Source organism: Allomuricauda ruestringensis DSM 13258 (assembly GCF_000224085.1).
Classification (GTDB): domain Bacteria; phylum Bacteroidota; class Bacteroidia; order Flavobacteriales; family Flavobacteriaceae; genus Flagellimonas; species Flagellimonas ruestringensis.
Genome location: NC_015945.1, coordinates 1,259,504 through 1,284,519, shown reverse-complemented (window position 1 = coordinate 1,284,519; position 25,016 = coordinate 1,259,504). Strand labels below are relative to the sequence as shown.

Genomic DNA, 25,016 nt, shown 5'->3' with positions numbered 1-25,016 from the left:
TCGCTAAATAAAACTTTTAAATATGGAATTTCGCAATCCCCATTCCAACAACAATAAAATTCCGGCCAAGAAAATCAACGGTCTAAATTTTTCTTCGTACTTGTAATATTTGAATTCCTCTATTTCTGTTTTTTCCAACTTATTGATTTCGTTATAAATGGCTTCCAAGGATTCATTATCGGTAGCACGGAAATATTTTCCTCCTGTTACCTCTGCAATTTCTTTGAGCAATTCTTCATCAATCTCCACTTGTCGCATTCCGTATCTATAGGAGCCATCCCTATTGTAGCCGATGGGAGACAATGCATTTCCGTTGGTTCCCAGACCAATGGTGTATGTCTTGATTCCAAACTCAACGGCAAGGTCGGCTGCGGTTCTAGGTTCAATAAAGCCAGAATTATTGACACCGTCCGTTAAAAGAATGATAACTTTACTTATGGCCTTGCTTTCTTTTAGTCGGTTTACCGATGTCGCCAAGCCCATTCCGATTGCGGTTCCATCTTCCAATACGCCATAGGTAATTTCTTCGAGGGCATTCAAAACAATGGCCTTATCGCTGGTAATAGGGGTTTTCGTATAGCTTTCGCCCGCGTAGCCCACTAAACCAATACGATCATTCGGGCGTCCTTCAATAAAGTCCGCCGCCACTTCTTTTAAGGCAGTCAATCGGTTGGGCTTTAGGTCTCGGGCCAACATACTGGACGATACATCGATGGCCATTACAATATCTATACCCTTGGTTGTTTTGGTTCGTGTTGAAATATCTTCGGTCTGAGGTCTGGCCAATGCTGTTATGATTGCAGCCAAAGCCAACAGTCGAATACCGAATAGAACAGGTTTTAGTTTTGAGACCCAACTCTTTACCGTGAATCCTTTGATGCTGGAAATGCGCAGGGAGGCCATTTCATTTTTTCGTTTGAAAAAATACCATAGCAAAGCCAATGGCAGCAAAAGTAGCAACCAGAAAAATTCAGGATTTGCAAATTCTATATTCTCAAACATTTATGCCTGTGTTTTTACGTCCAAACTCCCTAAAATTCGATCTACGATCTCTTCTGCATATTCATCGCCTTCTTCCCAAGTGATTACTACTTGTTGAATAAAGCCCTTACCACCAAAAGAGAGAATATTGTACTTTGCTCTTTTGGAATCACCATTGGGCCTTTCCAAAGTTCCCGTGCCAAAGGTTTTCATGCCCTTTACGCCAGATTGGGTCACAAATTCTTCTTGTTTGGTAATGATATTTTTTAGTCCCAACTGTTCAAAATTGGTCAGGGTGGAACTGATTACTGCATCAAATTGGGGTTCTTCTTTCTGTTCTTTAAATGTGATGGAGCTTGTGCTTACCGAAAAAATCCCGACATAACTACCGTAGGAGAATGCTTGAAGCTCTTTGATAAGCTCTTTGGTCTCTTTGGGAAGTTCCAATTCTTGACGTACCAGTACATCTGGGGTTTCCAGTTGAATAGGAGGGAAACCATAGGAACTTGCCACCCATTCGCCTTCCAAAAGGTCTTTGGTGGGATAACCGAAAACGGTATCCCTAACTTTTTTGGCCCCGAAATAGGTTACCGAGGCAATACCTCCCAAAACAATGATTCCTGCAAAAATGGCTGCGGCCCAGTAAATTCTTTTGCGTTGTTTTTTTCTGGCCAGTTCTTCCAGATATTCTTCATCCAGCAAAAGGTCTTCTTCTGTGGGTTCCGGAAGTCCTTCGTGGGTTTTGGTCACAATGTCCTCGACCAATTTTCTATCCTGCTCCGCAATGGATGAGGCAGGTTTGGACTTGGCGAACTTTACCAAATCTGCAGTTTGTAATATTTTTTGAAATTGTTGCAGCGTGTCGTCTTCCAATTTAAGCTCACCGGCATCCCTTAACATTTCCAGTTTGGTGATGAGTTCGGAAGTGGTGCTTTCCATGGCAGTGACGTGTACATCTTCTTCCAGATAGGACCGAACAATATCGGTAAGTTCCGAATAATATTGCTTGTATTCGTCCTGAATAAGGTATCTGGAGTTCTCCAACTTTTTAAGCTCCATAAGGGCACGGTCGTACGGAGGAAGCAAGGCCACTTTTTCTTCCTCGGTCAAAGGTTTTTTTCTTAAAAAGAACCAATAGACCAATCCGCCGGCCACAATCAACCCCAAAAGAATCCAAAGCGCGGTGAGCCACATACCAGCGGTACTTCGCTCTACTTCAATTAGAGGTTTAATGTCGTACATTTTTTGCTTGGTGGTGTCCACCACTACGTCCGCGACTTTTACCTGGAAAGAATCCGTGAAAAAAGGTTGCTCGTTGATGGCGATTCGCTGTGGGGGAATGGTGTACGCCCCACTATCGAACTGGGTTAGGGAATATATTTTTTGAAGGATGACCTTCTCATCATTTTTGAGGGTGTCGGCCATAATGGCCTCTACGGTTTCCAGTGGGGAAAAGGTTTGTCCTTCGGGAAAGAAAACCACATCGGTAGAATCCGTCTCAACCGTAATTTTGTATTGAATCTGTTCCCCAATTTTAATGGCCAAGGTGTCCACTTCGGCATCAACTTTGGGTCCTGTTTGCGAAAAACCGACCATGGGCATCAGCAATAGAAACAACATGATCCCCCAAACTGATCGGAACTTTGTTTTGCTTCTTATTTTATGTAGACCGTTCATTCGCATTATCCTCTTCGTTTAAAATACCCCAATAGCTTTTTTACATAGCTTTCGTCTGCTCTACAATTGATTACCCCGCAGCCTGATTTGTTAAAGGAATTGGTGAAATAGGCCACTTTGTCTTTGTAGTGTTGTCCATAGGCCAATCGAACTTGTTTGGATTGGGTGTTTACCAACTGTATTTCCCCTGTTTCGGCATCTTGCATTTGTACCATTCCCAAGTTTGGGATGGTCTCCTCACGTTCGTCGTATACCCTGATTCCCGTTACATCGTGTTTGTTGCCCACAATGCGAAGTGTGTTGTTGTAATCATCGGCAATAAAATCCGATAGTACAAAAACAATGGCCTTTTTCTTCATCACATTGGTAAGGAACTTCAAAGCTTCGGCAAGATTTGTCTCGCTGCTTTTTGGGTGGAACTCCAGCAATTCCCTAATAATTCGAAGTACATGACTTTTTCCTTTTTTGGGAGGGATATAAAGTTCCACTTCATCAGAAAAAAGGATAAGTCCCACCTTATCGTTGTTCTGAAGCGCGGAAAAAGCAAGCGTGGCGGAAACCTCCGTGACGATTTCTTTTTTAAATTGATTTGAGGTACCAAAAAGTTCCGACCCGCTCACATCCACCATCAACATCATGGTGAGTTCGCGCTCTTCTTCAAAAACCTTTACGTAAGGTTCGTTGTAGCGTGCGGTAACGTTCCAGTCAATGCTTCGCACATCATCACCAAACTGATACTGGCGTACTTCGCTGAACGTCATCCCCCGACCTTTGAACGTAGAGTGGTATTCCCCACCAAAAATATGGTCGGAAAGACGGCGGGTCTTTATTTCAATTTTACGTACTTTTTTTAGTAGTTCCTTTGTATCCATTTGGTTCAAAAAAATAGGTTTTCGGGTTGGTTAAAAGTATTGCTACTTATTCCGATAAACATTGAACCGCTAAGGCACCTCTACCTCGTTTACAATCTTGTTGATGATTTCTTCGGAAGTAATATTTTCTGCCTCGGCCTCGTAGGTGATTCCGATTCGGTGACGCAGTACATCGTGCACCACGGCCCTAACATCTTCGGGAACCACATAACCTCTTCGCTTGATGAACGCGTAGCATTTGGACGCTTTCGCCAAGTTGATGCTACCTCTTGGGGAAGCACCAAAACTGATGAGCGGCTTTAAGCTTTCCAAGTTGTATTTTTCTGGGTAACGCGTAGCAAAGATGAGGTCGAGAATATATTTTTCGATTTTTTCGTCCATATAAACCTCGCCAACAGCTTCTTGGGCCCTTAGAATTTGCTCCAAGGAAACTACGGGGTTAACGGCCTCGGTTGTACCTTTTAGGTTTTGACGGATAATCAGTTGTTCCTCGTTTAATTTTGGGTAGTCTATCACGGTTTTCAACATAAACCTATCTACCTGTGCTTCAGGTAATGGGTAGGTGCCTTCTTGCTCCACAGGGTTTTGGGTAGCCATTACCAAGAATGGCGCATCCAATATAAATGTTTCGTCCCCGATGGTTACCTGTTTTTCCTGCATGGCCTCCAAAAGTGCCGACTGTACTTTTGCGGGAGCCCTGTTGATCTCATCTGCCAAAACAAAGTTGGCAAAGATGGGTCCTTTTTTAATGGAGAAATCGTTCTCTTTTATGTTGTATATCAATGTGCCGATTACATCTGCGGGCAAAAGGTCGGGCGTAAACTGTATTCTGCTAAAGCTTCCTTTCACCGCTTTGGCCAAAGTGTTGATGGCCAACGTCTTTGCCAATCCGGGAACACCTTCGAGCAGAATGTGGCCTTTTCCCAATAGACCTATCAGTAAGCGCTCCACCATGTGGTTCTGCCCCACAATGGCCTTGTTCATCTCAACCCTTAAAAGGTCAATAAAAGCGCTTTCCTGGGCGATTTTTTCATTCACAGCACTAATATCAATAGTAGTGTTTTCTTCCATTATATACTTTTATTGTTTGGTGTTAATGTCGGGGTTTTTGCTAAGGTGTGCAAAATGAAAATTTATTTAAAACCTAGCTGTTAATTAATGGTTAAAAAAAACGCTAAACCCCTAGTTTTATGAAGGATTTAAGGCTTTAATTTTATACTTTCAGCACTTATGGAAAGGACAACGAATTTTTCCCGCATTATATCGGGAGCGATGACATGGGGAAGTTGGGGGAAAAAACTTTCCAAAAAGGGAATGATTGAATTAATGCATCACAGCATTGCCTGTGGCCTAACCACTTTTGACCATGCCGATATTTATGGAAGCTATTCCACCGAGGCCGACTTTGGACAGGCATTTGGGAAAAGTGGAATTAAAAGGGAGGATATCCAACTGATTACCAAATGTGGTATTCAAATGACCCGTGGCAGGAATAACCGAATCAATCATTACCAGTATGACAAGGAATATATTATTTGGTCTGCAGAAGAATCTTTAAAAAAGTTGAAAACGGATTATTTGGACTTTTTTTTAATGCACAGACCAAGTCCTTTGATGGAGGCCGAAGAGATGGCCGAAGCTGCCCAGCAGTTATTGCAAAGTGGAAAAATAAAACAGTTTGGGGTATCTAACTTTACAGCCTCTCAAGTGGCTATGTTGGAAACAGCCATACCCGTTGAAGGAAATCAGGTCGAATTTTCTTTGACGCATCACAATCCTATGTACGATGGAACTTTTGATGATTGCATTGCCAACAAAAGAATGGCCATGGCATGGAGCCCGTTGGGAACACTTTTTAGGGAAGATGATGAGCAAGTAGAACGAATAAAAGAGGTGATGGGACCTTTGATGGACAAGTATGATGCTGATGAGAGCCAGTTGCTCTTGGCCTGGATTTTAAAACACCCTGCAAAAGTGCATCCGGTTATTGGAACCACAAACAAAAAAAGAATGGAATTGGCCGCAAAGGCCAGCAAAATAGAATTGGAACTTCAAGATTGGTTTGCCCTTTTTGTGGCGAGCCAAGGACACGATGTTCCGTAAAAAATGGAAAATGGGTAAAACAGCATTAATAACAGGAGCTACAAGTGGAATAGGTAAAGCAGCGGCAGAGCTTTTTGCAAAGCAGGGATTTAATTTAATTCTTTGTGGGAGAAGACAGGAACGTTTGGAAGAACTCAAAAATGAATTGGGAAGAGATACAGCAATCTTTACGTTAAATTTTGATGTTAGAAATCGAGAGGATGTGTTCTCGGCCATTGAAAGTTTGCCCAAGGAATTTTCAGAAATAGACATTTTGGTCAACAATGCTGGCAATGCCCATGGATTGGACCCTATTGATAAAGGCAATCCAGATGATTGGGATGCCATGTTGGACATTAATGTAAAGGGGTTGTTGTATATGTCCAAAGCCATTATTCCCCAAATGGTGGAGCGCAAATCTGGGCATATCATCAACATTGGCTCCACGGCGGGGAAGGAAGTATATCCCAACGGAAATGTGTACTGTGCCAGTAAACATGCCGTAGATGCCATTAATCAAGGTATGCGGATAGATTTGAATGCTTATGGTATTCGCGTAGGAGCCGTAAACCCTGGATTGGTGGAAACTGAGTTCAGTGATGTTCGCTTTAAGGGAGATAGTGATAAGGCATCAAACGTGTACAAAGGCTTTGAACCGTTAAAACCAGAGGATATTGCGGATATTATCCTGTTTGTGGTAACACGACCCTACCATGTGAACATTGCCGACCTTGTAGTAATGCCCACCGCACAGGCCAGCAGCACAATTGTGAAGAAGGAACTATGATCAATAAACGCCTACTCGTAAAAAATCTTTTGGCCCACAATGATGAGAATAGTTTTTACGACAAAAAGCGTTTTATATCCATTGGCGAAAAAGAAGGCAAAGCGAAGTTTCTTAAACATGTCTGTGCTTTGGCCAATAGCAATCCAAAGAACAATTCCTTTATTGTGATCGGGGTGGAGGATGAAGACAATACCATTGTTGGCGTTGATTTTTTTGATGACAGCAAAATCCAGAACCTCGTCAATGCCTATTTGGACAATCCTCCTCTAATTTCTTATGAAAACATTCCCTTTCCCCATTTGCCCGAAGGCAAGGTGGTTGGTCTCGTAACAATCAGGTCCAACGGAAAAGTTTGTGCCCTTCGCAAAAATATTTGGAAGTATTATGGGGGCGCGGTCTTTTTTAGGGAAGGCAGTATCAGCTTGCCCAAAGCTTTTGATATTGAGCTAAAGGACATCAACTCCGATAAGGTGGCGACGATTGAACAGCACGCGCGGAATAACATAGAATTGACATTGGATGCGGTCATAAAGTTCTTCAACACTAGGCATCCCGACCTCACTAGCGACTACAAAGTCTTTAAAGAACAATTCGTGGTCTGTTGGGCAGGGAACAAGAAAAAAGTAAAAGGCAAAATCTACTATTCCCGAGTGGATATAGAACTCATTAACGAACAGGTAAAACTGTTTTATTCCGCTTTGGACGAAATCACTATTGATTATGATGATAATCACTTCAAAACCTTGGAGTATGTTCAATTGGGGTTGGGCTCTCAACAAAAATATTATCCATTGGAAGAAGTGGTGATCACATTTTCGGATAATGGCAAGTACACCATCAACAGTAAATTAATATTTGAGCCGCCACAGTTTGATAAAAAAACGCTTTATCACGTTTACAATTCCAATAATGCGTTGCTCAAAAAGTTGGAAAACCGTATTCCGTTAACAGATTCGGAGCATACAGATATGACCCACCTCCCAGCAACCTATCTTATTTGTTATTTGAACGGTTTTGAGGAGGCCAAGGAAAAAATGGACGGTTCAAGGGCGTTGTTAAAAGATTACGATAGCAATATTTACCAATCCTTAAAGGAATCCCAGCGTATTCTAAGAAAAGTAAGGTACGCTTAGTCGCTTGGTTCATCTATTTTTCGAGTTGCTCTTTTGTAGGCAAGGCAACAATAGCGCCATAATTTGTAGTGGTAATGGCCCCTGCTTTGTTCGCCAAGGCGACCATGTTTTCAACTAAAGAAAAATCCTCGAAAACAGGGCCAAAATTGCCCAAATCGGAAATTTGATACAATAAACACCCTATAAAAGCGTCTCCAGCACCAGTGGTGTCTTTGGGAGCTACCTTTACACTCGGAATTACTTTTTTGGCGCCGTTCATGCTCAGTAAGGTGCCATCTTTTCCCAAGGTAACGGTAATTATTTTCGTTCCGGCCTTGTGCAAAACATCACAGGCTTCATGTAAATCTTCTTTACCTGAAATAAGTTGTGCTTCTTCTTGGCTGAACTTGCACAAATGTGATTTTTCCACAAAGGGCATGCACTTTTTTATGAAGGTATCTTCGTCGTCTTTCCAAAGGTCGCTTCTAAAATTTGGGTCAAAACAGATGAACATTTCCTTGGTAAGGCCATCAAAAAGATATTTGCTATATGTTTTTTCCAAAGGTCCGCCCAAAAGAGCAGTCGCGGCCCCCAAGTGAAGAATATTTCCGGGAAGGTTCTTTCTTAGGTCGGGATTATATTTCAATTCCTTATCGGCACCCCTGCTAAAAACAAAATCGCGTTCCCCATCTTCCGAAAGCGATACAAAGGCCAGGGTGGTGAAAGTATCCGATAATTGGGCCAACGAAACGTCAACGCCAACCTCTTTCAGGGTTTCCAATAAAAATTTTCCAAATGGGTCGTCCCCGACGCACCCAATAAAAATACCGTTTCCTCCTAATTTGGATATGGCGCAGGCCACATTGGCAGGAGCACCCCCTGCTTTTTTGGTAAACTCGTTTGCTTTGGAAAGGTCGCTTCCTTGCCGTTCGGCAACAAAATCAATCAACACTTCACCAATGCAGTAAACTTTTTTCATAATGCTTTCGGAATATTCTAAGGTACATAGAAAATTATACCATGTCCAAAAAACAGCTAGGTTAATTTGAAATATAGGTTAAATGCTAGATAAAGCCACCATGATTTTTCATCAGCCAAGCATTTGTGCGTAATTTTGTCAAAAACTTTTCTATGCGAACACTGGTTGTGGGCGACATCCATTCAGGGGTACGGGCGTTGGAGCAATTAATAGGCAAGGCCAATGTCAGCTCCAAAGATCACATCATATTTTTGGGCGATTATGTAGACGGGTGGAGCACGGCAGTGGAAACCGTAAATTTTTTGATTCAGCTCAAAAGTGAATATAACTGCACTTTTATTCGCGGAAATCATGACGAGCTCTGTAGGGCTTGGTTGGTAGATCAAAAAGAAAACCCGCAATGGTTGGCACACGGCGGCATTGCAACCAGAGATTCTTATTTGAATGCAGATAGGGATACATGGGAACTACATTTGAAGTTTTATAAAGAATTGCAAAATTACCATCTCGCAGATGACGACCGGTTGTATTTGCACGCGGGCTACACAAACCTTAAGGGAGTAGATTACGAATATTTTGAGCAAACTTTTTATTGGGACAGGACATTATGGGAATTGGTAACTGCACTTAATCCTGATTTGAAGCCTACCAACCCTAAGTTTCCAAAACGGTTGACCCACTACAAAGAAATTTACATAGGACATACCCCTTTGTCCAAAAACGAGTTTGTGCAACCACAGAACAAAGCCAATGTTTGGAACGTGGATACAGGGGCTGCATTCAAGGGTGGATTGACGATAATGGACGTAGAAACCAAAAAATATTGGCAAAGTGACCCGGTACACACATTTTATCCTGGTGAAAGAGGTAGAAATTAGTGTTTATTTTATTAAATTATAGTGACCTTTGTAAAAAACCCCTATATGTCGATTAAAAATATAAGATTGGAAGTAATGCAGGCGATTGAACCCAAAGTTGAAGGGTTTATTGATGAATTTCTTATACCAACAGAAAAAATATGGCAACCCACCGATTTTTTGCCAGACTCCCAAAGCGATAATTTTTTTGATGAAGTAGAAAAGATTCGCGGAGAGGCGAAGGAATTGGGATACGATTTTTGGGTAACCCTTGTAGCTGATACCATTACAGAAGAAGCCCTCCCTACATACGAATCTTGGTTGATGGATGTGGAAGGCATTGATCAGCACAATGGCAAGGACAATGGATGGAGCAAATGGGTACGTGCCTGGACTGCCGAGGAGAATAGACACGGAGATGTTTTGAACAAGTATCTTTACCTCTCTGGCCGTGTAAACATGCGCGAGATTGAGATAACTACACAACACTTAATATCCGACGGATTCGATATCGGTACGGACAGGGATCCCTACAAGAACTTTGTATATACCACTTTCCAAGAGTTGGCAACGAATATTTCGCACAAGAGAGTCGGTAAAATGGCCAGAAATAAAGGCAATGTACTGCTCGCAAAAATGTGCACCATAATTGCAGGTGATGAAATGAGGCACCATTTGGCATATCGCGAATTTGTAAAGACCATTATGGGGCAGGACCCCGATGGAATGGTCTTGGCCTTTGCAGATATGATGAAGAAAAAAATTGTGATGCCGGCCCATTTTCTTAGGGAATCGGGCGGAAGTATAGGAGAGGCATTCGAACAGTTTTCCAATTGTGCCCAACGTTTAGGGGTGTATACCTCACAAGACTATATTGATATTTTGAAAAAACTGAACGATTACTGGGATATAGGAAACCTTCGCGGACTTTCTGACCAAGCAGAAAAGGCCAGGGATTATCTGATGAAACTCCCCGAAAGGTTACAACGCATATCCGAACGCATGAAATTTTCGCAAGAGCAGCATACTTTTAAATGGGTAGAAGCCAACGGAATGTTGTAGAAAACAAGTTAAGTCTGGCCGATTACATTAATATTTGCCGGCACGGTGTTTTTCCTGCCACTCGAACAACTGTTCCCAATGGCCTTCGTATGCCATTTTTGCTTGCATGGGCCATGAGGCGGGATCGTGGATGCGATAGCGCTTACCGCCGGAATCCAACACCTCTTGGCATTTGTCCGCGGAAGTTTCGGCCAAATCCTTCCATGTTTTGATGTCGAAATTATGAAAAAGGGCTTCAATTTTTGGGCCGATACCTTCAACAAGCTTTAAATCATTTTCTTTTATTTTTTCCCCAAAAGCTGTCTTTGCCCTATTTGCATCAAAGAAGAAAACGTCTTTTTTTGGAGGCCTTTTATCCCCCTTAAAGTTTAGTTGCTCTGCTTTGGATGTATCCAGTCTTTTTCTACAAGTTTCCAGGTCAGATTTTAACTTGGCGTTTTCAATTTCAAGGATATTGAGTTGAACTGAATTTTCGGCTGCTGAGGGTGTGCTGGATTTTCCAAAAAAATAACCAAGAATCCCAGAAATGATTCCCGTTATGGCCAAAACAATCCAATACCACATTGTAGAACTTATCCAATCCATATTTTACACAAAATAAACAGTAGAGACTGCTCATTTAAAATATTAAAAAAATCTTAAAATTCTAAATTAAACCACAGAAAATTGAGGGATTTCTGAAAAAAAGTGGTTTTTGTAGGAAAAATCAAAGGCCAAAAACAAAACAAAAATTACCGATTATACATTTTTTATGACCACTTGTAAGATACCTTTTAATTTCTTGATAAAATATTTAGAAATTTGAGAATCAATATTAAGTGAAGAACCCTGTTTCTCCCGACGAAGATCCGGCATTGAAATAGGGTTTTAAAGTTAAGTTTGAGTTAGTTAAGTTGGTTTTAAAGACTGCCCATTTAGGTTAAACACTAAATGGGCGGCTTTTTATTTTTATAGGTCAAACTTAATGCCTTGTGCCAACGGTAATTCGGTGGTGTAATTAATGGTGTTGGTCTGTCTTCTCATATAAATCTTCCAAGCATCCGAACCACTTTCCCTGCCGCCACCGGTTTCTTTTTCGCCACCAAAGGCTCCACCGATTTCAGCTCCGGAAGTACCGATATTAACATTGGCAATGCCACAATCCGATCCTTCTACGGAAAGGAAACGTTCCGCTTCCCGCAGATTGTTGGTCATAATTGCAGAGGATAGTCCCTGCCTAACACCATTTTGCATGTCCAAAGCATTTTGAAGGTCACCTTTATATTTCAAAATATATAAAACGGGACCAAAGGTTTCGTGCTGTACAATATCGAAGTGGTTTTCGGCTTCTGCAATAGCGGGTTTTACGTAGCAACCGCTTTCGTAGCCCTCACCTTCCAATACACCACCTTCAACTAAAACTTTTCCGCCTTCGGCTTCAACTTTTTCCAAGGCGCTTAAATAATTTTTTACAGCATCCTTATCTATTAGGGGTCCAACATGGTTGTTCTCGTCCAAGGGATTTCCGATGCGTATTTGTTTGTAGGCATCTACAATGGCATTTTTTACCTTATCGTACACATTTTCATGGACAATCAATCTACGTGTAGAGGTGCAACGTTGTCCACATGTACCCACTGCACCGAATACAGCACCTATTACGGTGTTTTTTATGTTGGCGTCGGGGGTTACAATAATAGCGTTGTTGCCACCTAATTCCAACAGGGATTTCCCAAGGCGCCCCGCAACAGTTTTGGCGACTATTTTCCCCATTCGGGTAGAGCCAGTGGCCGAAATCAATGGAACACGTTCGTCATTGGTCATAAATTCACCTACCGTATAATCGCCGGTAATCAAACAAGAAATACCTTCTGGCACTCCGTTTTCGGTAAACACACGAGCCGCAATGTTTTGGCAAGCTACGGAGGTCATCGGGGTTTTTTCTGAGCCTTTCCAAATACAGGCATCACCACAAACCCAAGCCAAAGCCGTGTTCCAGGACCAAACGGCCACAGGGAAATTGAAGGCAGAAATAATCCCCACAACACCAAGTGGATGGTATTGCTCGTACATGCGGTGTCCGGGACGTTCGCTGTGCATGGTAAGCCCATGCAATTGACGGGACAAGCCTACGGCAAAGTCACAGATATCTATCATTTCCTGTACCTCTCCCAAACCTTCTTGGTAGCTTTTCCCCATTTCGTAGGACACCAATTTGCCCAAAGGTTCTTTTAAACGACGAAGCTCGTCGTTAAATTGGCGAACTACCTCACCACGTTGAGGGGCAGGCATTGTCCTCCAAGTTTTAAATCCTTTTTGGGCTGTAGTGATTACTTTTTCGTAATCCTCTTTAGTAGTGGCCTTCACTTTTCCAATAAGCGCACCATCTACGGGTGAATAGGATTCGATGATATCTCCATTGGAAAACCAATCTTTTCCTGTGGAAGTACCATTATTTATTTCGTTTAAGCCAAGTTCTTTTAAGGCTTCTTCAATTCCAAAAGCAGCTGCTGTTTTTGACATTTATAACTTTTTAGTAGTGAATTGTTATATTTTTACAATATTACGAATAATCTTGCAGAGGATAAACGGTTTACAGGAATAGATCGGTGAACAAAAGAATAATTCCTATAAGGGCCGGAAGTGCCTGAACCGCAAATATTTTTTTTGATGCCGTTATGGCTCCATAGATACCTGCCACGGCTACACAACTCAAAAAGAAGAGTCCAACATAAACTTGCCATTGCGAATCTTGAATGATCAAGGACCAAATAAGACCTGCTGCCAAAAAGCCATTGTAGAGGCCTTGGTTGGCTGCCAATGTTTTTGTGGGCTCAAACAGTTCTTCGGGAAAAGTACGGAATACCTTTTTTGCTTTTGTCGTCCAAGCATACATTTCCAACCGCAGAAAATAGATGTGGAGCAAAGCCACAATTCCGATAATGATTTTTGCTAAAAGGAGTATCATTCTTCTTTGGCTATAAAACGTTCATCAACGGGCATAACGGTTCCGCATTTATCACAGGTGAGCAATTCTTCCGAACCGTAAAAGTGCTTAAAATGCCCTAAAAAATCTTTTTCAATATCATTCAGTTTAAAGTAAACCTCATACAATTTGTTATTGCAGTTGTCGCAGAACCAAAGTAAGCCATCTTCAGCATCAAGATCTGCACGTTTGCGTTCCACGACCAAGCCAATGGAACCTTCTTGGCGGGCAGGTGAATGGGGCGCTTTAGCGGGGTGAAGGTACATGTCACCAGGCCCTAGTTTCATAGTCTTTTTCTGACCATCTTCTTGAATGTGCACTTCTATATTACCCTCAAGCTGATAAAAAAGCTCTTCGGTTTCGTTGTAGTGATAATCTTTTCTGGCGTTTGGTCCCGCAACGATCATCACAATATAATCGCCAGACTCTTTGTAAAGGTTTTTATTCCCGACCGGGGGTTTTAGGGTTTCTCGGTTTTCCTCAATCCATTTATTAAGGTTGAAAGGTTCCTGTATTGCCATGTTCAAAGATTTTACGAAAGGTAAAAAAAACCTTGCTGGCAACATAGCAATTAACAAAAAAGACCCGCTGATCGGCGGGTCTCTTTCTTATATGTTTTTGGGTGACTACTCCACTTTGATAAAAATTTGTGTGTAGTATGGTCTCCCATCTTTATCCAATTGAACACTCAGGGTTGAGTGGCTAAAGTCTCCTTCCAATGCTTTTCTGTGCGAGTCGCTTTCTACCCAAGCCTTTAATGTTTTTTCGGCAGTAGTATAATATCTAGCTACGTTTTCAGATACTTTTAGGGCGTTGGTTTCATCGGCAATCTTAGTGGCCCGTGCCTCAAAATTATCGTGACTTAAGCTGTTTTTGGAAATCATATAATCGTTGTGTTCCTCTGCATATTTGTAAGCTGGGGCACTATCTGCCAAAGAACTCAATCCTATCGATGTTCGATGTTCGTTGATTAGGCCCAATAGTTGTTTTTCCATCTTGTTGGGATCAACAGTGACCTTTTGGTTTTCAAGATTGGTTTCAGAGTACATTTGTTCAAACTCTTCTGTTGAAGAGTCGCTGCAACTGCCAAGCAGCAATAAAAAGACCAATACCAGCGTTAAGCTAGAGAATTTTTTCATTTTTCGGGGTATTTTTCAGGGAGTGTTCTAAATTCCCAAGTGTTCTCGTTGCTAAACTAAAGGAGACACTTCCCTTTTCCATGAAATTTCCATGTTAGGACAGATTATTACGTTGAAATACAGGAAGCTGCATTCAATAGTGTTTTTTTGATGAAGCCCAAATCCTTTTATCGGTAAAAGTGTACCGTTTATATAACTTCTTCCTTCGCCTCGATTTGGTTTGAAGGATTGTTTTCTTCATCATCAAAAACATAGGAAAAAACCAAGGCACCTATTTCCTTGATGGGCTCGTAGAAAACGGACTCTTCTTTGGTTTCCTCATTAATGAATCCGAGGGGGGAGGAAAGCTTTTCGAAGAAGATAAGAAATGCCCCAAGAATTACAGCGACTTTAAGGGCGCCAAAAATACCCCCAGCAATTTTATTCAATAGGCCCAGCATGGCAAAATCGGCAATCTTGGTCAGGAATTTTCCCGCCAAGTTCACTACAATAATGATGGCGAAAAAAGTAATCAGAAATGCAGCAATTTTCAGGTACTGGTCACTCCAGTCAAACCGTTCGGCGAGGTAATCGCCTGTTATGTACGAAAAATGGATGGCGCCGTATATTCCCGCAATCAGGGCAATCAAGGAGGCCAGCTCAACAAAAAGGCCATTTTTTAAGCCTTTGTAAAGGCCCCAGACCAAAAGAATTCCGATGATTATATCCAAAAAGCTCATACGCGGGTTTTAACAAATATAGAATATTGATTTGTACCTTTGGTATTCATATCAAATCACATGTCAAGAGACGAACAATTAAAGGAACGATGGGAATATTTGGTGGAAAAATTATCCGCACAATTTTCTGATGGCGACCCGTTGGAATTGGATGGAATTGTTTATTTGGTGGGCGTACAGGAACTGGGGAATTTTCATCGCAAATTTAAAAAGGATGAAAAAGTCAACCTAATGCACATAGCCATTTGTAGATTATTGGAACCCTATGGCTATTACGATTTTGATTTTTTCGATGACGACGGATGGCCGCACTATAAAATAAAAGAGCAATTGCCATCGCTTAAGGCCGGGGAACAGGCTGTTTTAATGAAAGAAGCCGTGGTCAATTATTTCTTGGAAAAAGAATACATCACATAAATGGAGCTTAAAAAACCATACTATGCCGTAATCTTCACCAGTCTCAGGACTGAAGGCGACCAAGGTTACGCGAAAATGGCGGAAGAAATGGAAACCCTGGCTCGAAAACAACCGGGGTTTTTGGATATTGAAAGTGCCAGAGATGGATTGGGCATTACGGTGAGCTATTGGGAAAGTTTGGAGGCCATTGCCGACTGGAAAGCCAACATGGACCATAAACAGGCACAGAAAAATGGAATAAAAACTTGGTATTCTTGGTATAAGGTCAGGATTTGCAGGGTAGAACGCGAATACGAATTCAACAAATAAAACATGAGCGAGAACATTGCTTTTTCAAACGTAGATAGAAAGAACAACCTGCAAAAGATTACCAAGGATACTTACGACCTTGTAGTGATTGGTGGTGGAATCACAGGAGCAGGAATAGCTCTGGATGCATCTTCTCGCGGCATGAAGGTGCTTTTGCTCGAAAAAGGGGATTTTGCCTCGGGCACCAGTAGCAAATCCACCAAACTTATTCACGGTGGGCTACGTTATTTAAAACAGTTCGATTTTTGGTTGGTGAAAGAAGTAGGTTCCGAAAGGGCCATCGTACATAAATTGGCCCCGCATCTGGTAATTCCCGAAAAGATGTTGCTCCCACTTATCGAGGGTGGTTCCTACGGAAAATGGTTGACTTCCATCGGCTTGAAAGTATACGATATTCTGGCCCAGGTTTCCGGTGATGATAAACGGCAAATGCTGGAGAAAAAGGAAGCCATGAAGTTAGAGCCCCTTTTGCCCAAGAAGATTTTGAACGGAGCAGGATATTATGCCGAGTACCGTACCGATGACGCTAGACTTACCTTGGAAAACCTAAAAACCAGTATTCAATTTGGTGCGCAGTTGTTCAACTATACCAAGGTCACCGATTTTATTTATGAGGATGAGCAAGTGGCTGGCGTAAAATTCACCGATGAAGCCTTTGGGGATGAGTATAGTGTTTCATCAAAATATGTGATCAATGCGGCCGGACCTTGGGTGGATGAACTCCGGAGCGTGAACCAGTCCAAAAAGGGCAAGCGATTGCATTTGACCAAGGGTGTTCACTTGGTGTTTCCAAAAGAAAAACTCCCCGTGAAGCAATCCATATATTTTGATATCCCTGATGGCAGGATGATGTTTGCAATTCCACGCGGTAAGGTCACCTACATTGGTACCACCGATACCAACTATAATTTGGACAAGGACCATGTGACCACCGATATTGCCGATGCCATATACTTGGTTTCCGCGGTGAACAATATGTTCCCCGATATTGAATTGGAGTTGGACGATATCATTTCCTCATGGGCAGGATTGCGCCCTTTGATTCACGAAGAAGGAAAATCGGCGTCCGAGCTATCACGAAAAGATGAAATTTTTACTTCCGATACAGGTTTGGTGAGCATTGCTGGGGGTAAACTCACCGGTTACCGAAAAATGGCCGAGCGCACGGTGAACCGCATCGCCAAAAAAATGGAGGAAGACCACGATATAGAACTAAAGCATTGTACTACAGATAAGATTCCACTTTGTGGAAACGATTTTAAAAAGTTCAAACACGTAAAAAAATATATTGGCCAGGTACAAGAGCGATTACAAGCCGATGGATTTACCAAATATGATGCTTGGTATTTGGTGACCACTTATGGTAAGCAAACCGAATCCATTTTAGCACTATATGCCAATATTAAAGGAGATAAACCCAAGGAAAGGATGATTAGGGCCGAGGCGCAATTCGCCATAGCCCATGAAATGGCGATGAATCCATTGGACTTTTTTATTCGAAGAACAGGCAGGCTTTATTTTGATATTGACAGCGTTCGAAAATACAAAGAACCTGTTTTTGAAGAATTCCAAAAAGCGTACAACTATTCAGCAGAAGAAATGGAAGCCTTTTCCAAAGCATTGGAAGCGCAATTAAAGGAGCATTCTGATTTTTCGTTGGAGCGGGGTTAATCCAACCTGTCATCTATATTTTTCTTTGCCAAAATCTATCAATTCGAAGAAAATCTATGGGATTTTGTCGATTTCCAGTTCTCGACACGATTTTTCGTTAAAAAAAATCTCAGAATTACCCATCCGTCAATTCAAAACCATCATCTGTCAACTTATAAGGGACATCCATTGATTTAAAGAGTTTTGAAAGATAATTTGTACATAGCTTGACACCAATCTTATATTTTCGGCGCTGAATTAGGTAGGAGAAACAAAACTATTAATTCATAAATCTTATAAATCATGAAAAAAGTTATTGGAATACTCATATTTTTTCTTGCTTTCTCAACAAATATGAATGCGGAGGCAAAAACGGTAATAGACGAAGAAACTGCATTTGAATCATGTGTCAGTATTGCATCTGAACTGACAGCAGACCGGCCTGATTTATTTGCACTTGCGTATAATTGGTGTATCTATCAGAAGTGTGGTTGCGATTGGTAATTGAAAATGAATGTTAACAACTAAAATCGGGGAGATTATGTGGTCTCCCCTTTATTTTTATGAGATTATTTGAATATAAACGGGTTATAATTTTCTTTTTCTTCTTAGTTGTTGGGGCTGTTTTTGGTCAAGAATCCTTTGAAATCACCTATGCTGTCGAATCAAACTTTGATTTGAGTGAAATGCAACATGAACAGACGAGAACCATGGCAAGTATGGCAGCCGAGGTCATGTCTGATTTTGAATTTCAATTATTGATCGATGGTAATGAATCCATCTTTAAACAATCCGAACAATTGGTGAGGGATGATATCAACCCGATGATGTATAAATTGGCATCGGGATTCTGCTCTGGAAACGAAGTTTGGCACACAAAAACGGGCGACCCCATCAAACGTATAGCATTGTTGAACACAGACCCTTCCATGGTGTTGACATTGGATGAACATATAAAGTGGGAGATTACCAACGAGTCAAAACAAATTGGGGAGGTCAAAGTGCTAAAAGCCACCACAACAAGAAAGTTGGGGAGTTATCTCGAAGAAATTGAAGCGTGGTTCGCACCAACACTGCCCTATTCCTTCGGCCCTTTGGGTTATAATGGCCTTCCCGGTCTTATACTTGAAATGTATCGAGGTAAGGTCGTTTTTAAGCTCAAAGAAATACAAGAAAAAGATGTTGATATCAAGCTCCCAAAAGGCTCAAAAGAAATGACTTTTGAAAAGTATTTCGAGATGCTGGACGCCAATATGGCAAAAATCAAAAAGCAGGGTGGATAAATAATCATTGGATAATTTCACCTAATTAAGGGATGCTTTTTGACATCTACTTTTAGTGGGCTCATTGTCATCTAGCAATTCAAAACCATCATCCATCAGCTCAAAAGGGGCATCCATTGATTTTGAGGGCATTGAAAGATAATTTTCACATAGCTTCATGCCAATCTTATATTTTCGGCGCTGAAATAGTTAGGAGAAACAAATTCTTTAACTATTAAATTTTTTGAAAATGAAAAAAAGGATTTTTTTATTGAGCACTGTTTTTGCTATTGGCTTTGCCTCTAGTAGTTTAAATGCAGCAACACCGGAAATACCTGTGGACTGTGAAGATTTGGCATTTGATTATGCTGATCATGTCTATGAAAAGACAGGAGGAGATGGCTTCGAAGCAGGAAGGGCTTTTGAGGTTGCTTATGCACTTTGTGAAGCAGCAATGAATTAACATTTTTTTAATCAATTATAAGTATGCCTGATTTTCTTTCGGGCATACTTTTCAACAGAAAAGGATATGAAGAAATGTATTTTAGTTTATTTGAGTTTTGCTTTATTAGCAACTAATCTTCTGTCAGCCCAGATAGCTCATGGAAAAGTTTGGTATAATGTAAATATGGAGGGTTTTTATAAAGATGGTGTAAAAGACGGAAAAGCGTCGCCAGAATTGAAGAGGATGTTTAGAATGACCGCTGATGCGGCCAAAAATGTACAATTACAACTTATCTTTAACAAAGGACGTAGCATTTTTCAACATCAAAGAGGACTCAGTATTTCTGATATAGACATATTGGACGATCATGTAAAATCCCTAACTTCCAAGGGTGTATATTACACAGATTTAACCAAGAGAATGCAACTCCTACAAACTTCTTATGGAGGCAAGCAATATAATGTGAAATCCAATATAAAAAGACTTGAATGGACATTGACCAAAGAGCAGAAACAAATTGGTAAGTTCTTGTGCTATAAAGCAATTCTTGATAAATCCAACACTGGGTTAAATGAAGATACTATAGCCTGGTACACCCCTGAAATCCCTGTTTCTTTTGGCCCAGTGGATTATGTGGGAAACCTTCCTGGCCTAATCTTGGAACTACAATTGCCCATAGCCACCTACACCGCTGGCAAAATTGAGCTTAACCCCAAAAAAGAGGTAAAAATAGATTGGCCAACCAATATCGAAACCATGACGGAGGAGGAATACAAAAAAGAAGGTGATAAGATTAAAGCGCAGTTGGATAGAGGGTGGTAAAAACTGAGAAAGCCATGAAAAAGAAAACCATTTTACACTTAAACATATTCTTCTTTTTTGCAATGGTGCTTTCTACAAAAGCACAAACTGGTAAAATCATTTATAAAGCAACCTCAAAATTTCGATTAGAAAATAGTGCAAGCAAAGAGGATAAACAATTTGACGCTATAAATAAAGCTATTAAAAATAATCCAATGGATTTTGAATTATTCTTTAATGAGGGAAAGGCTTTTTTCGAAATGAAGGATGGGATGGGAACTAATGATTTTCAAACCAAGATTGCCAAAGTAATGTTGGGGGGTATGAAAAAGTTCTATCTCAACTTAGAAACTGAAGAATTTCTAAAGCAAGAAGTGGCTTACGGAGAAACTTTTCTTATTCCAATTAACAGGCCTAATTGGGAACTATCCAATAGCTCAAAAATGATTGGGAAATATAAATGTTATATGGCGACTACATACTACACAATTGAAAACGATGCAGGAAGTTTTAAAAAAAATGTAATCGCATGGTACTGTCCAGAAATTCCATATTCGTATGGGCCATCTGGTTTTTTTGGTCTACCAGGATTAATTTTGGAATTGACTGATGATAAGCGCACATACAGTGCTACAGAAATTTCATTGAACCAATCCGATTATAAAATAGTTAAACCTAAAAAAGGAGTCATAATAACTCAAGAAGAGTTTGAAAAATTACGGGAAAAATTTAAACAATAGTAGAGAAAGGCGACTTTTAATTAATGTAAATAAGAACTATACGGATTGCTCAAAGTTAAAGATTCGGTTTCAGTGAAATGCCTTCTTAAAATAGGCATTCTTTTTTTTGAGATTTTTTTTAAGTATGCAGGTTGTCATCTATCAATTCAAAACCACCATCCGTCAATCCAAAAGAAGCGTCCGTGGATTCTGATAGTTTTGAAAGATAATTTTCACATAGCTTCATGCCAATCTTATATTTTGCGCAAATCGAGTAGTAAGTAAAAATGATTCTTAACCTAAATTTTATTAAAAATGAAGAAAACACTATAGTTATTAGCCATGTTGACTTTTGGTCTGTCCTTTGGAAATGAGATGGACGATAAAGAGATAAGCGACAGAACCTATGAAGTAAAAGCGGATTGTTACGAGGTTGCGTCTGCGGTCTTGGAAGCCGCATTGGAATCTGATATGTTAATCAACGAAGCATATGATGCAGCCTATGCCGTTTACGAAACATGTGAAGCCATTCAGATGATGTAAGACGTTGTCAATAATTAATCATCTATATGGAATGCCTTGTTCTCTTAAGGGAATAAGGCATTCTAACTAAATTATCTTATGCCTCTATTGGAATTGATTTAAAATAAAATTTTCAATACTTATAAAATGAAATTAAGACCTTTAGTTAATATTTTCTTTTTGATTGCGAGTTTTACAATATATCAAAGAATGTGGTCACAATCTCAAGCTCCAATTCATGTATATTATGTGAAAAAGACGGATAAATTGATTGATACAACTAAATCTAGTAAAGCTAAGAGCATGATATGGAAGTTCAATGAAATTATATCGGAAGATGTGAAAAATTTGACCTATGTTTTAAAAATATGGGGAGATTACTCTCTTTTTCAAGAAAAAAAATCATTGACAATAGGTTCTGGTACAAATGCAACGCGAAACTTTGCTTCGTCATATGGAGGGACTAGAGGTACTTTTTATATAAACCAAAAAGACTCAATATATCTAAATATGAGAGAATTTTCAGGAGCATATTTTAAGGTAAAAATAAAACCAAAAAAATGGCAAATACATTCACAGGATTTCAAATACGTGGATAAATACAAATGTATAAAGGCCACTACGGTCGATACCATAATAAATCCAAAAGGAGTTTTTACATCTGATGTGGTTGCTTGGTTTTCACCTGATTTACCAGGTTTTTATGGTCCAGCAGGTTATTTTGGGCTTCCGGGGATTATTTTGGAATTACACAACGGCAAAATTAGTTTAGAGGCCAAAGAAATTGATGCCAGAAAAGAGCCTCCTTTTTATATAGAAAAAGAAAATGGAAAACTGGTTACTGAAAAGGAATATGACAGTATAGTGGAGAAAAAGGCAAAAGAGTTCTTCAATATTTCGAAGTTTTAGTTATCATTAATTTTAATAATTCCTTAACAGCTACAAATTTTTTGAAAAGACTATTCCTGTTTATCGGTATCCTTTTCTTTAGCATCACCAATTTATTTGGACAAAAAGTAGCCCTAAGTGGCACTGTATTGGATAGTTCCACCACAACACCAATGGTCAATGCCAATATTTTGGCCTTCCCCAAAAATGCCGATGAGCGTACCCAATTTGCCATCACCAACGATAAGGGCGGGTATACCCTGCGCTTGAAAAAAGAGGTGGCCTATTCCATTGAGGTTAGTTATCTCGGCTACCAAAAACTTTCTTTTGATTATACAGCAACCCAAGATGAAACCAAGGACTTATTATTGCTGCCCAAACCTGATGAGCTCGATGAGGTGGTATTGGAATACAAAATTCCCATAGAAGTAAAAGAGGATACCATAACCTACCAAACCGATGCCTTTGTTACGGGTGAGGAACGCAAACTGCGCGAAGTGCTCAAAAAACTACCGGGCATAGAGGTGGACCGCGAAGGCAATGTGACCGCACAGGGCAAAAAAGTGACCACGGTGCTTGTTGAGGACAAGACCTTTTTTACGGGCAATAGCAAACTCGCAGTAAACAACATCCCGGCCGATGCTGTAGATCAGGTTCAAGTGTTGGACAACTACAACAAAATTGGGTTTTTAAAAGGGCTTCAAGATTCCGATGAGTTGGCCCTTAATATCAAACTTAAAGAAGACAAAAAGAAATTCGCCTTTGGCGATATGGAAGCAGGAGGCGGAGTCAAAGATCGTTACTTGGTACATCCCAATCTATTTTATTACAGCCCCAAGACCAATGTCAATTTTATTGCGGACCTGAACAACATTGGGGTCAAAAGTTTCTCCTTTACAGATTACTTGGAGTTCAACGGAGGGTTTGGCAAGCTTATGGACGATATTGGCGGCTACTTTTCGTTGAGCAGGGACGATTTTTCCCAATTTTTGAACAATACGGATTTTAGGGCGAACACCAATCGCTTTGGGGCATTCAATCTAAGACAGACGGTTTCATCCAAAACGGACATCAACAGTTACGTGATAGCAAACAGCAGCGATACACAAACGGAATCCAACACCTTGAACATCTACAACAACTCCGATGGACTCTTGAACGAGGACAGAACGGAACGCAACAATTACAACAATTTCTTTTTGATCGGGAAAGCGACCGTGGAACACGAACCCAACCGCGATGAGAATGTAACGTTAAATTCGTTTGCAAAACTCACCAAAAACAAGGGCGACGGCATCATTTTGACTCAGAGTGAAGATCAAAACAGTTTTTTCAATACCCTTCAAGATGTTTCGGCACTAGAGCTAAAGCAGAATGTTGAATACAGCAAACGATTTTCAAGAGCCCAGACCTTAAGTCTGGAGACTTCCGTGGTGTTTCAAAAAAATAATCCAGATAACGCTTGGGAAACCGACCAAGTATTTTTGCAAGGTTTAATTCCTTTGGAAGAAGACGATTCCTATCAAGTTTTTCAGCAAAAAGAAACCCAAACTGTATCTTTTGATTTGGTATTGAAAGACTATTGGGTGCTCAACAACTTTAATCATATCTATACCACCTTTGGCACCAATTTACGGTTCGATGATTTCACAAGTGGGGAAATACAACAACTCACCAATGGAAACGTAAATGATTTTTCAGATAATGGCTTTGGAAATGCTATTGATTATCGGTTCAATGATACATTTCTGGGGCTGGAATATAAATTCTTGGCAGGTATTTTCACCGTGAAATCAGGACTGTTTTATCACAATTACATCTGGGACAATGAGCAAGAAGGACTTTCGGTAAACAACAGCACCCAAGTTCTGCTACCTGCTTTTGATGCAGAGGCAGAATTCAACAGTAGTGAAAAAATACGATTTCGATACAGGCAGCGGATGCAATTCCCGACCATTGACCAATTGGGAGCCAATTTTATGTTGAGATCCTTTAATTCCGTAGGGTTGGGTGCACCCGATTTACAAAATGGAAGAAACCATTCCTATTCCCTTAGCTATTATAAGTTCAGTCTGTTCCGAGGTTTGAATCTGAATGTAGGATTGACCTATAACAAAAGAACACAAAGTGTAAAAAACACCACGGTCTTGGATGGGATAAATCAATTTGTGACCTATACGATGTTCAACCAGCCTGAAAATTCTTTAAGCACCAATTTTAGATTTGGGAAGCGAATCAACAAGATTAAGCTCAGTTTGGAAAGTAGGGGGAGCTATAACGAGTTTTTCCAGTTGGTGAACGACAATGTTTCCAAAAACCTTTCTCGGTCCATTTCTGCCACAGGTAAGGTAGAGACCCTTTTCGATAAATGGCCCAACGTTGAGCTGGGTTATACACACAAACCATCGGTCTATACCACATCGACAAATAAAAATACCTTTACCAACTCAAGTATCTTCGCAAATCTGGATTATGTGTTTTTAAATGATTTTTATTTGAAGGGAGATTATGAGCGAACGGAATATTCCAATGAAGGACAAAACCTGACCAATGTATTTGATGTGGCCAACGCATCACTGTTTTACCAAAAGGAAGATAGCCCCTGGGGATTTGAAATCTCGGTAAACAACCTTTTTGATGTAAGGTTTAAAAGGCAAAATTCCTTTTCCGATTTTTTGATCAGTGACCAATCCACAGCCATAATGCCAAGGATTGTGATGTTTAAGGTGTCTTATAAGCTTTAGAAAGACCATTTGATAAAATATCATTTC

Annotated in this window: 27 protein-coding genes; 16 read left to right on the top strand and 11 right to left on the bottom strand. The window is 40.4% G+C overall.

The genetic code is table 11. The features are described 5' to 3' along the window. Positions 1-3: 3 nt before the first annotated feature. The 4 genes from MURRU_RS05800 to MURRU_RS05785 all read right to left on the bottom strand — a co-directional run bounded on the left by MURRU_RS05800 (position 4) and on the right by MURRU_RS05785 (position 4,601). Positions 4-1,002 carry a vWA domain-containing protein gene (locus tag MURRU_RS05800; protein WP_014032505.1) on the bottom strand — a complete coding sequence of 333 codons (999 nt, stop codon included), beginning with the start codon at positions 1,000-1,002 and terminating at the stop codon, positions 4-6. Next, positions 1,003-2,664, bottom strand: coding sequence for a BatD family protein (locus MURRU_RS05795; protein WP_014032504.1), 1,662 nt, complete (start codon positions 2,662-2,664; stop codon positions 1,003-1,005). Continuing rightward, positions 2,664-3,530, bottom strand: coding sequence for a DUF58 domain-containing protein (locus MURRU_RS05790; protein WP_014032503.1), 867 nt, complete (start codon positions 3,528-3,530; stop codon positions 2,664-2,666). The genes MURRU_RS05795 and MURRU_RS05790 overlap by 1 nt, the downstream gene beginning before the upstream one ends. Positions 3,531-3,599: 69 nt before the next feature. Continuing rightward, entirely contained in the window at positions 3,600-4,601 is a 1,002-nt protein-coding gene (locus MURRU_RS05785) for an AAA family ATPase (protein ID WP_014032502.1), read from the bottom strand. A gap of 159 nt (positions 4,602-4,760) precedes the next feature. Between MURRU_RS05785 and MURRU_RS05780 the strand changes: the two genes are divergently transcribed. From MURRU_RS05780 to MURRU_RS05770, 3 genes are read left to right on the top strand one after another with little or no spacing between them, the layout of a single operon-like run. Beyond that, entirely contained in the window at positions 4,761-5,633 is an 873-nt protein-coding gene (locus MURRU_RS05780; protein WP_014032501.1) for an aldo/keto reductase, read from the top strand. A 10-nt stretch (positions 5,634-5,643) separates the two neighbouring features. Continuing rightward, positions 5,644-6,399 (top strand): SDR family NAD(P)-dependent oxidoreductase, encoded by a 756-nt coding sequence (locus MURRU_RS05775; RefSeq protein ID WP_014032500.1) that lies wholly within the window; start codon positions 5,644-5,646, stop codon positions 6,397-6,399. Further along, positions 6,396-7,532 (top strand): ATP-binding protein, encoded by a 1,137-nt coding sequence (locus MURRU_RS05770; RefSeq protein ID WP_014032499.1) that lies wholly within the window; start codon positions 6,396-6,398, stop codon positions 7,530-7,532. Before MURRU_RS05775 ends, MURRU_RS05770 begins: the two co-directional genes overlap by 4 nt. A 13-nt stretch (positions 7,533-7,545) precedes the next feature. Here MURRU_RS05770 and MURRU_RS05765 read toward each other — a convergent pair whose 3' ends face one another. Then, on the bottom strand, positions 7,546-8,490 hold the full coding sequence (locus MURRU_RS05765; protein ID WP_014032498.1) for a carbohydrate kinase family protein: 945 nt from the start codon (positions 8,488-8,490) through the stop codon (positions 7,546-7,548). A gap of 152 nt (positions 8,491-8,642) precedes the next feature. Between MURRU_RS05765 and MURRU_RS05760 the strand changes: the two genes are divergently transcribed. Further along, a complete protein-coding gene (locus MURRU_RS05760; protein ID WP_014032497.1) occupies positions 8,643-9,368 on the top strand; it encodes a metallophosphoesterase in 726 nt (241 codons plus the stop codon). Positions 9,369-9,413: 45 nt separating this feature from the next. Next, the gene (locus MURRU_RS05755) at positions 9,414-10,409 is read left to right on the top strand and encodes an acyl-ACP desaturase (RefSeq protein ID WP_014032496.1); all 996 of its coding nucleotides are present in this window, start codon (positions 9,414-9,416) and stop codon (positions 10,407-10,409) included. A 27-nt stretch (positions 10,410-10,436) separates the two neighbouring features. Here MURRU_RS05755 and MURRU_RS05750 read toward each other — a convergent pair whose 3' ends face one another. The 6 genes from MURRU_RS05750 to MURRU_RS05725 form a co-directional block, all read right to left on the bottom strand. After that, positions 10,437-10,994, bottom strand: a complete 558-nt coding sequence (locus MURRU_RS05750) for a hypothetical protein (protein ID WP_041801352.1) — start codon at positions 10,992-10,994, stop codon at positions 10,437-10,439. A gap of 363 nt (positions 10,995-11,357) precedes the next feature. After that, the gene (gene amaB / locus MURRU_RS05745) at positions 11,358-12,911 is read right to left on the bottom strand and encodes an L-piperidine-6-carboxylate dehydrogenase (protein ID WP_014032493.1); all 1,554 of its coding nucleotides are present in this window, start codon (positions 12,909-12,911) and stop codon (positions 11,358-11,360) included. A gap of 70 nt (positions 12,912-12,981) precedes the next feature. Next, entirely contained in the window at positions 12,982-13,356 is a 375-nt protein-coding gene (locus MURRU_RS05740) for a DUF1304 domain-containing protein (RefSeq protein ID WP_014032492.1), read from the bottom strand. Then, a complete protein-coding gene (locus MURRU_RS05735) occupies positions 13,353-13,895 on the bottom strand; it encodes a 3-hydroxyanthranilate 3,4-dioxygenase (protein ID WP_014032491.1) in 543 nt (180 codons plus the stop codon). The genes MURRU_RS05740 and MURRU_RS05735 overlap by 4 nt, the downstream gene beginning before the upstream one ends. A gap of 105 nt (positions 13,896-14,000) precedes the next feature. Continuing rightward, complete coding sequence (locus MURRU_RS05730) at positions 14,001-14,513, bottom strand: CAP domain-containing protein (protein ID WP_014032490.1); 513 nt, start codon at positions 14,511-14,513, stop codon at positions 14,001-14,003. Positions 14,514-14,701: 188 nt separating this feature from the next. Further along, complete coding sequence (locus MURRU_RS05725) at positions 14,702-15,232, bottom strand: CvpA family protein (RefSeq protein WP_014032489.1); 531 nt, start codon at positions 15,230-15,232, stop codon at positions 14,702-14,704. 60 nt (positions 15,233-15,292) lie between these two features. On the opposite strand from MURRU_RS05725, the gene MURRU_RS05720 reads away from it, so the two are divergent. The 11 genes from MURRU_RS05720 (at position 15,293) to MURRU_RS05670 (ending at position 24,989) form a co-directional block, all read left to right on the top strand. After that, positions 15,293-15,649, top strand: a complete 357-nt coding sequence (locus tag MURRU_RS05720) for a hypothetical protein (RefSeq protein ID WP_014032488.1) — start codon at positions 15,293-15,295, stop codon at positions 15,647-15,649. Beyond that, entirely contained in the window at positions 15,650-15,958 is a 309-nt protein-coding gene (locus MURRU_RS05715; RefSeq protein ID WP_014032487.1) for an antibiotic biosynthesis monooxygenase family protein, read from the top strand. A 3-nt stretch (positions 15,959-15,961) separates the two neighbouring features. Beyond that, positions 15,962-17,629 carry a glycerol-3-phosphate dehydrogenase/oxidase gene (locus tag MURRU_RS05710; RefSeq protein ID WP_014032486.1) on the top strand — a complete coding sequence of 556 codons (1,668 nt, stop codon included), beginning with the start codon at positions 15,962-15,964 and terminating at the stop codon, positions 17,627-17,629. A gap of 282 nt (positions 17,630-17,911) precedes the next feature. Then, the gene (locus MURRU_RS05705) at positions 17,912-18,112 is read left to right on the top strand and encodes a hypothetical protein (RefSeq protein ID WP_014032485.1); all 201 of its coding nucleotides are present in this window, start codon (positions 17,912-17,914) and stop codon (positions 18,110-18,112) included. A gap of 59 nt (positions 18,113-18,171) precedes the next feature. Continuing rightward, positions 18,172-18,891, top strand: coding sequence for a GLPGLI family protein (locus MURRU_RS05700; protein ID WP_014032484.1), 720 nt, complete (start codon positions 18,172-18,174; stop codon positions 18,889-18,891). 229 nt (positions 18,892-19,120) lie between these two features. Continuing rightward, positions 19,121-19,333: a hypothetical protein gene (locus MURRU_RS05695; RefSeq protein ID WP_014032482.1), complete on the top strand. Its 213-nt coding sequence runs from the start codon at positions 19,121-19,123 to the stop codon at positions 19,331-19,333. A gap of 66 nt (positions 19,334-19,399) precedes the next feature. Continuing rightward, positions 19,400-20,137, top strand: coding sequence for a GLPGLI family protein (locus MURRU_RS17330; RefSeq protein ID WP_083816274.1), 738 nt, complete (start codon positions 19,400-19,402; stop codon positions 20,135-20,137). A 14-nt stretch (positions 20,138-20,151) separates the two neighbouring features. Then, positions 20,152-20,856 carry a GLPGLI family protein gene (locus MURRU_RS05685; protein WP_014032479.1) on the top strand — a complete coding sequence of 235 codons (705 nt, stop codon included), beginning with the start codon at positions 20,152-20,154 and terminating at the stop codon, positions 20,854-20,856. A gap of 321 nt (positions 20,857-21,177) precedes the next feature. Continuing rightward, on the top strand, positions 21,178-21,378 hold the full coding sequence (locus MURRU_RS05680; RefSeq protein WP_014032477.1) for a hypothetical protein: 201 nt from the start codon (positions 21,178-21,180) through the stop codon (positions 21,376-21,378). A gap of 126 nt (positions 21,379-21,504) precedes the next feature. Beyond that, positions 21,505-22,266, top strand: a complete 762-nt coding sequence (locus tag MURRU_RS17325) for a GLPGLI family protein (protein WP_014032476.1) — start codon at positions 21,505-21,507, stop codon at positions 22,264-22,266. 41 nt (positions 22,267-22,307) lie between these two features. Beyond that, positions 22,308-24,989, top strand: coding sequence for a carboxypeptidase-like regulatory domain-containing protein (locus MURRU_RS05670; RefSeq protein ID WP_014032475.1), 2,682 nt, complete (start codon positions 22,308-22,310; stop codon positions 24,987-24,989). Positions 24,990-25,016: the final 27 nt, after the last annotated feature.

Bases quoted from the DNA above. Each gene is read 5' to 3' on its own strand.
- MURRU_RS05800 (WP_014032505.1), bottom strand. From the start codon at position 1,002: ATGTTTGAGAATATAGAATTTGCAAATCCTGAATTTTTCTGGTTGCTA.
- MURRU_RS05795 (WP_014032504.1), bottom strand. From the start codon at position 2,664: ATGCGAATGAACGGTCTACATAAAATAAGAAGCAAAACAAAGTTCCGA.
- MURRU_RS05790 (WP_014032503.1), bottom strand. From the start codon at position 3,530: ATGGATACAAAGGAACTACTAAAAAAAGTACGTAAAATTGAAATAAAG.
- MURRU_RS05785 (WP_014032502.1), bottom strand. From the start codon at position 4,601: ATGGAAGAAAACACTACTATTGATATTAGTGCTGTGAATGAAAAAATC.
- MURRU_RS05780 (WP_014032501.1), top strand. From the start codon at position 4,761: ATGGAAAGGACAACGAATTTTTCCCGCATTATATCGGGAGCGATGACA.
- MURRU_RS05775 (WP_014032500.1), top strand. From the start codon at position 5,644: ATGGGTAAAACAGCATTAATAACAGGAGCTACAAGTGGAATAGGTAAA.
- MURRU_RS05770 (WP_014032499.1), top strand. From the start codon at position 6,396: ATGATCAATAAACGCCTACTCGTAAAAAATCTTTTGGCCCACAATGAT.
- MURRU_RS05765 (WP_014032498.1), bottom strand. From the start codon at position 8,490: ATGAAAAAAGTTTACTGCATTGGTGAAGTGTTGATTGATTTTGTTGCC.
- MURRU_RS05760 (WP_014032497.1), top strand. From the start codon at position 8,643: ATGCGAACACTGGTTGTGGGCGACATCCATTCAGGGGTACGGGCGTTG.
- MURRU_RS05755 (WP_014032496.1), top strand. From the start codon at position 9,414: ATGTCGATTAAAAATATAAGATTGGAAGTAATGCAGGCGATTGAACCC.
- MURRU_RS05750 (WP_041801352.1), bottom strand. From the start codon at position 10,994: ATGGATTGGATAAGTTCTACAATGTGGTATTGGATTGTTTTGGCCATA.
- amaB (WP_014032493.1), bottom strand. From the start codon at position 12,911: ATGTCAAAAACAGCAGCTGCTTTTGGAATTGAAGAAGCCTTAAAAGAA.
- MURRU_RS05740 (WP_014032492.1), bottom strand. From the start codon at position 13,356: ATGATACTCCTTTTAGCAAAAATCATTATCGGAATTGTGGCTTTGCTC.
- MURRU_RS05735 (WP_014032491.1), bottom strand. From the start codon at position 13,895: ATGGCAATACAGGAACCTTTCAACCTTAATAAATGGATTGAGGAAAAC.
- MURRU_RS05730 (WP_014032490.1), bottom strand. From the start codon at position 14,513: ATGAAAAAATTCTCTAGCTTAACGCTGGTATTGGTCTTTTTATTGCTG.
- MURRU_RS05725 (WP_014032489.1), bottom strand. From the start codon at position 15,232: ATGAGCTTTTTGGATATAATCATCGGAATTCTTTTGGTCTGGGGCCTT.
- MURRU_RS05720 (WP_014032488.1), top strand. From the start codon at position 15,293: ATGTCAAGAGACGAACAATTAAAGGAACGATGGGAATATTTGGTGGAA.
- MURRU_RS05715 (WP_014032487.1), top strand. From the start codon at position 15,650: ATGGAGCTTAAAAAACCATACTATGCCGTAATCTTCACCAGTCTCAGG.
- MURRU_RS05710 (WP_014032486.1), top strand. From the start codon at position 15,962: ATGAGCGAGAACATTGCTTTTTCAAACGTAGATAGAAAGAACAACCTG.
- MURRU_RS05705 (WP_014032485.1), top strand. From the start codon at position 17,912: ATGAAAAAAGTTATTGGAATACTCATATTTTTTCTTGCTTTCTCAACA.
- MURRU_RS05700 (WP_014032484.1), top strand. From the start codon at position 18,172: ATGAGATTATTTGAATATAAACGGGTTATAATTTTCTTTTTCTTCTTA.
- MURRU_RS05695 (WP_014032482.1), top strand. From the start codon at position 19,121: ATGAAAAAAAGGATTTTTTTATTGAGCACTGTTTTTGCTATTGGCTTT.
- MURRU_RS17330 (WP_083816274.1), top strand. From the start codon at position 19,400: ATGAAGAAATGTATTTTAGTTTATTTGAGTTTTGCTTTATTAGCAACT.
- MURRU_RS05685 (WP_014032479.1), top strand. From the start codon at position 20,152: ATGAAAAAGAAAACCATTTTACACTTAAACATATTCTTCTTTTTTGCA.
- MURRU_RS05680 (WP_014032477.1), top strand. From the start codon at position 21,178: ATGTTGACTTTTGGTCTGTCCTTTGGAAATGAGATGGACGATAAAGAG.
- MURRU_RS17325 (WP_014032476.1), top strand. From the start codon at position 21,505: ATGAAATTAAGACCTTTAGTTAATATTTTCTTTTTGATTGCGAGTTTT.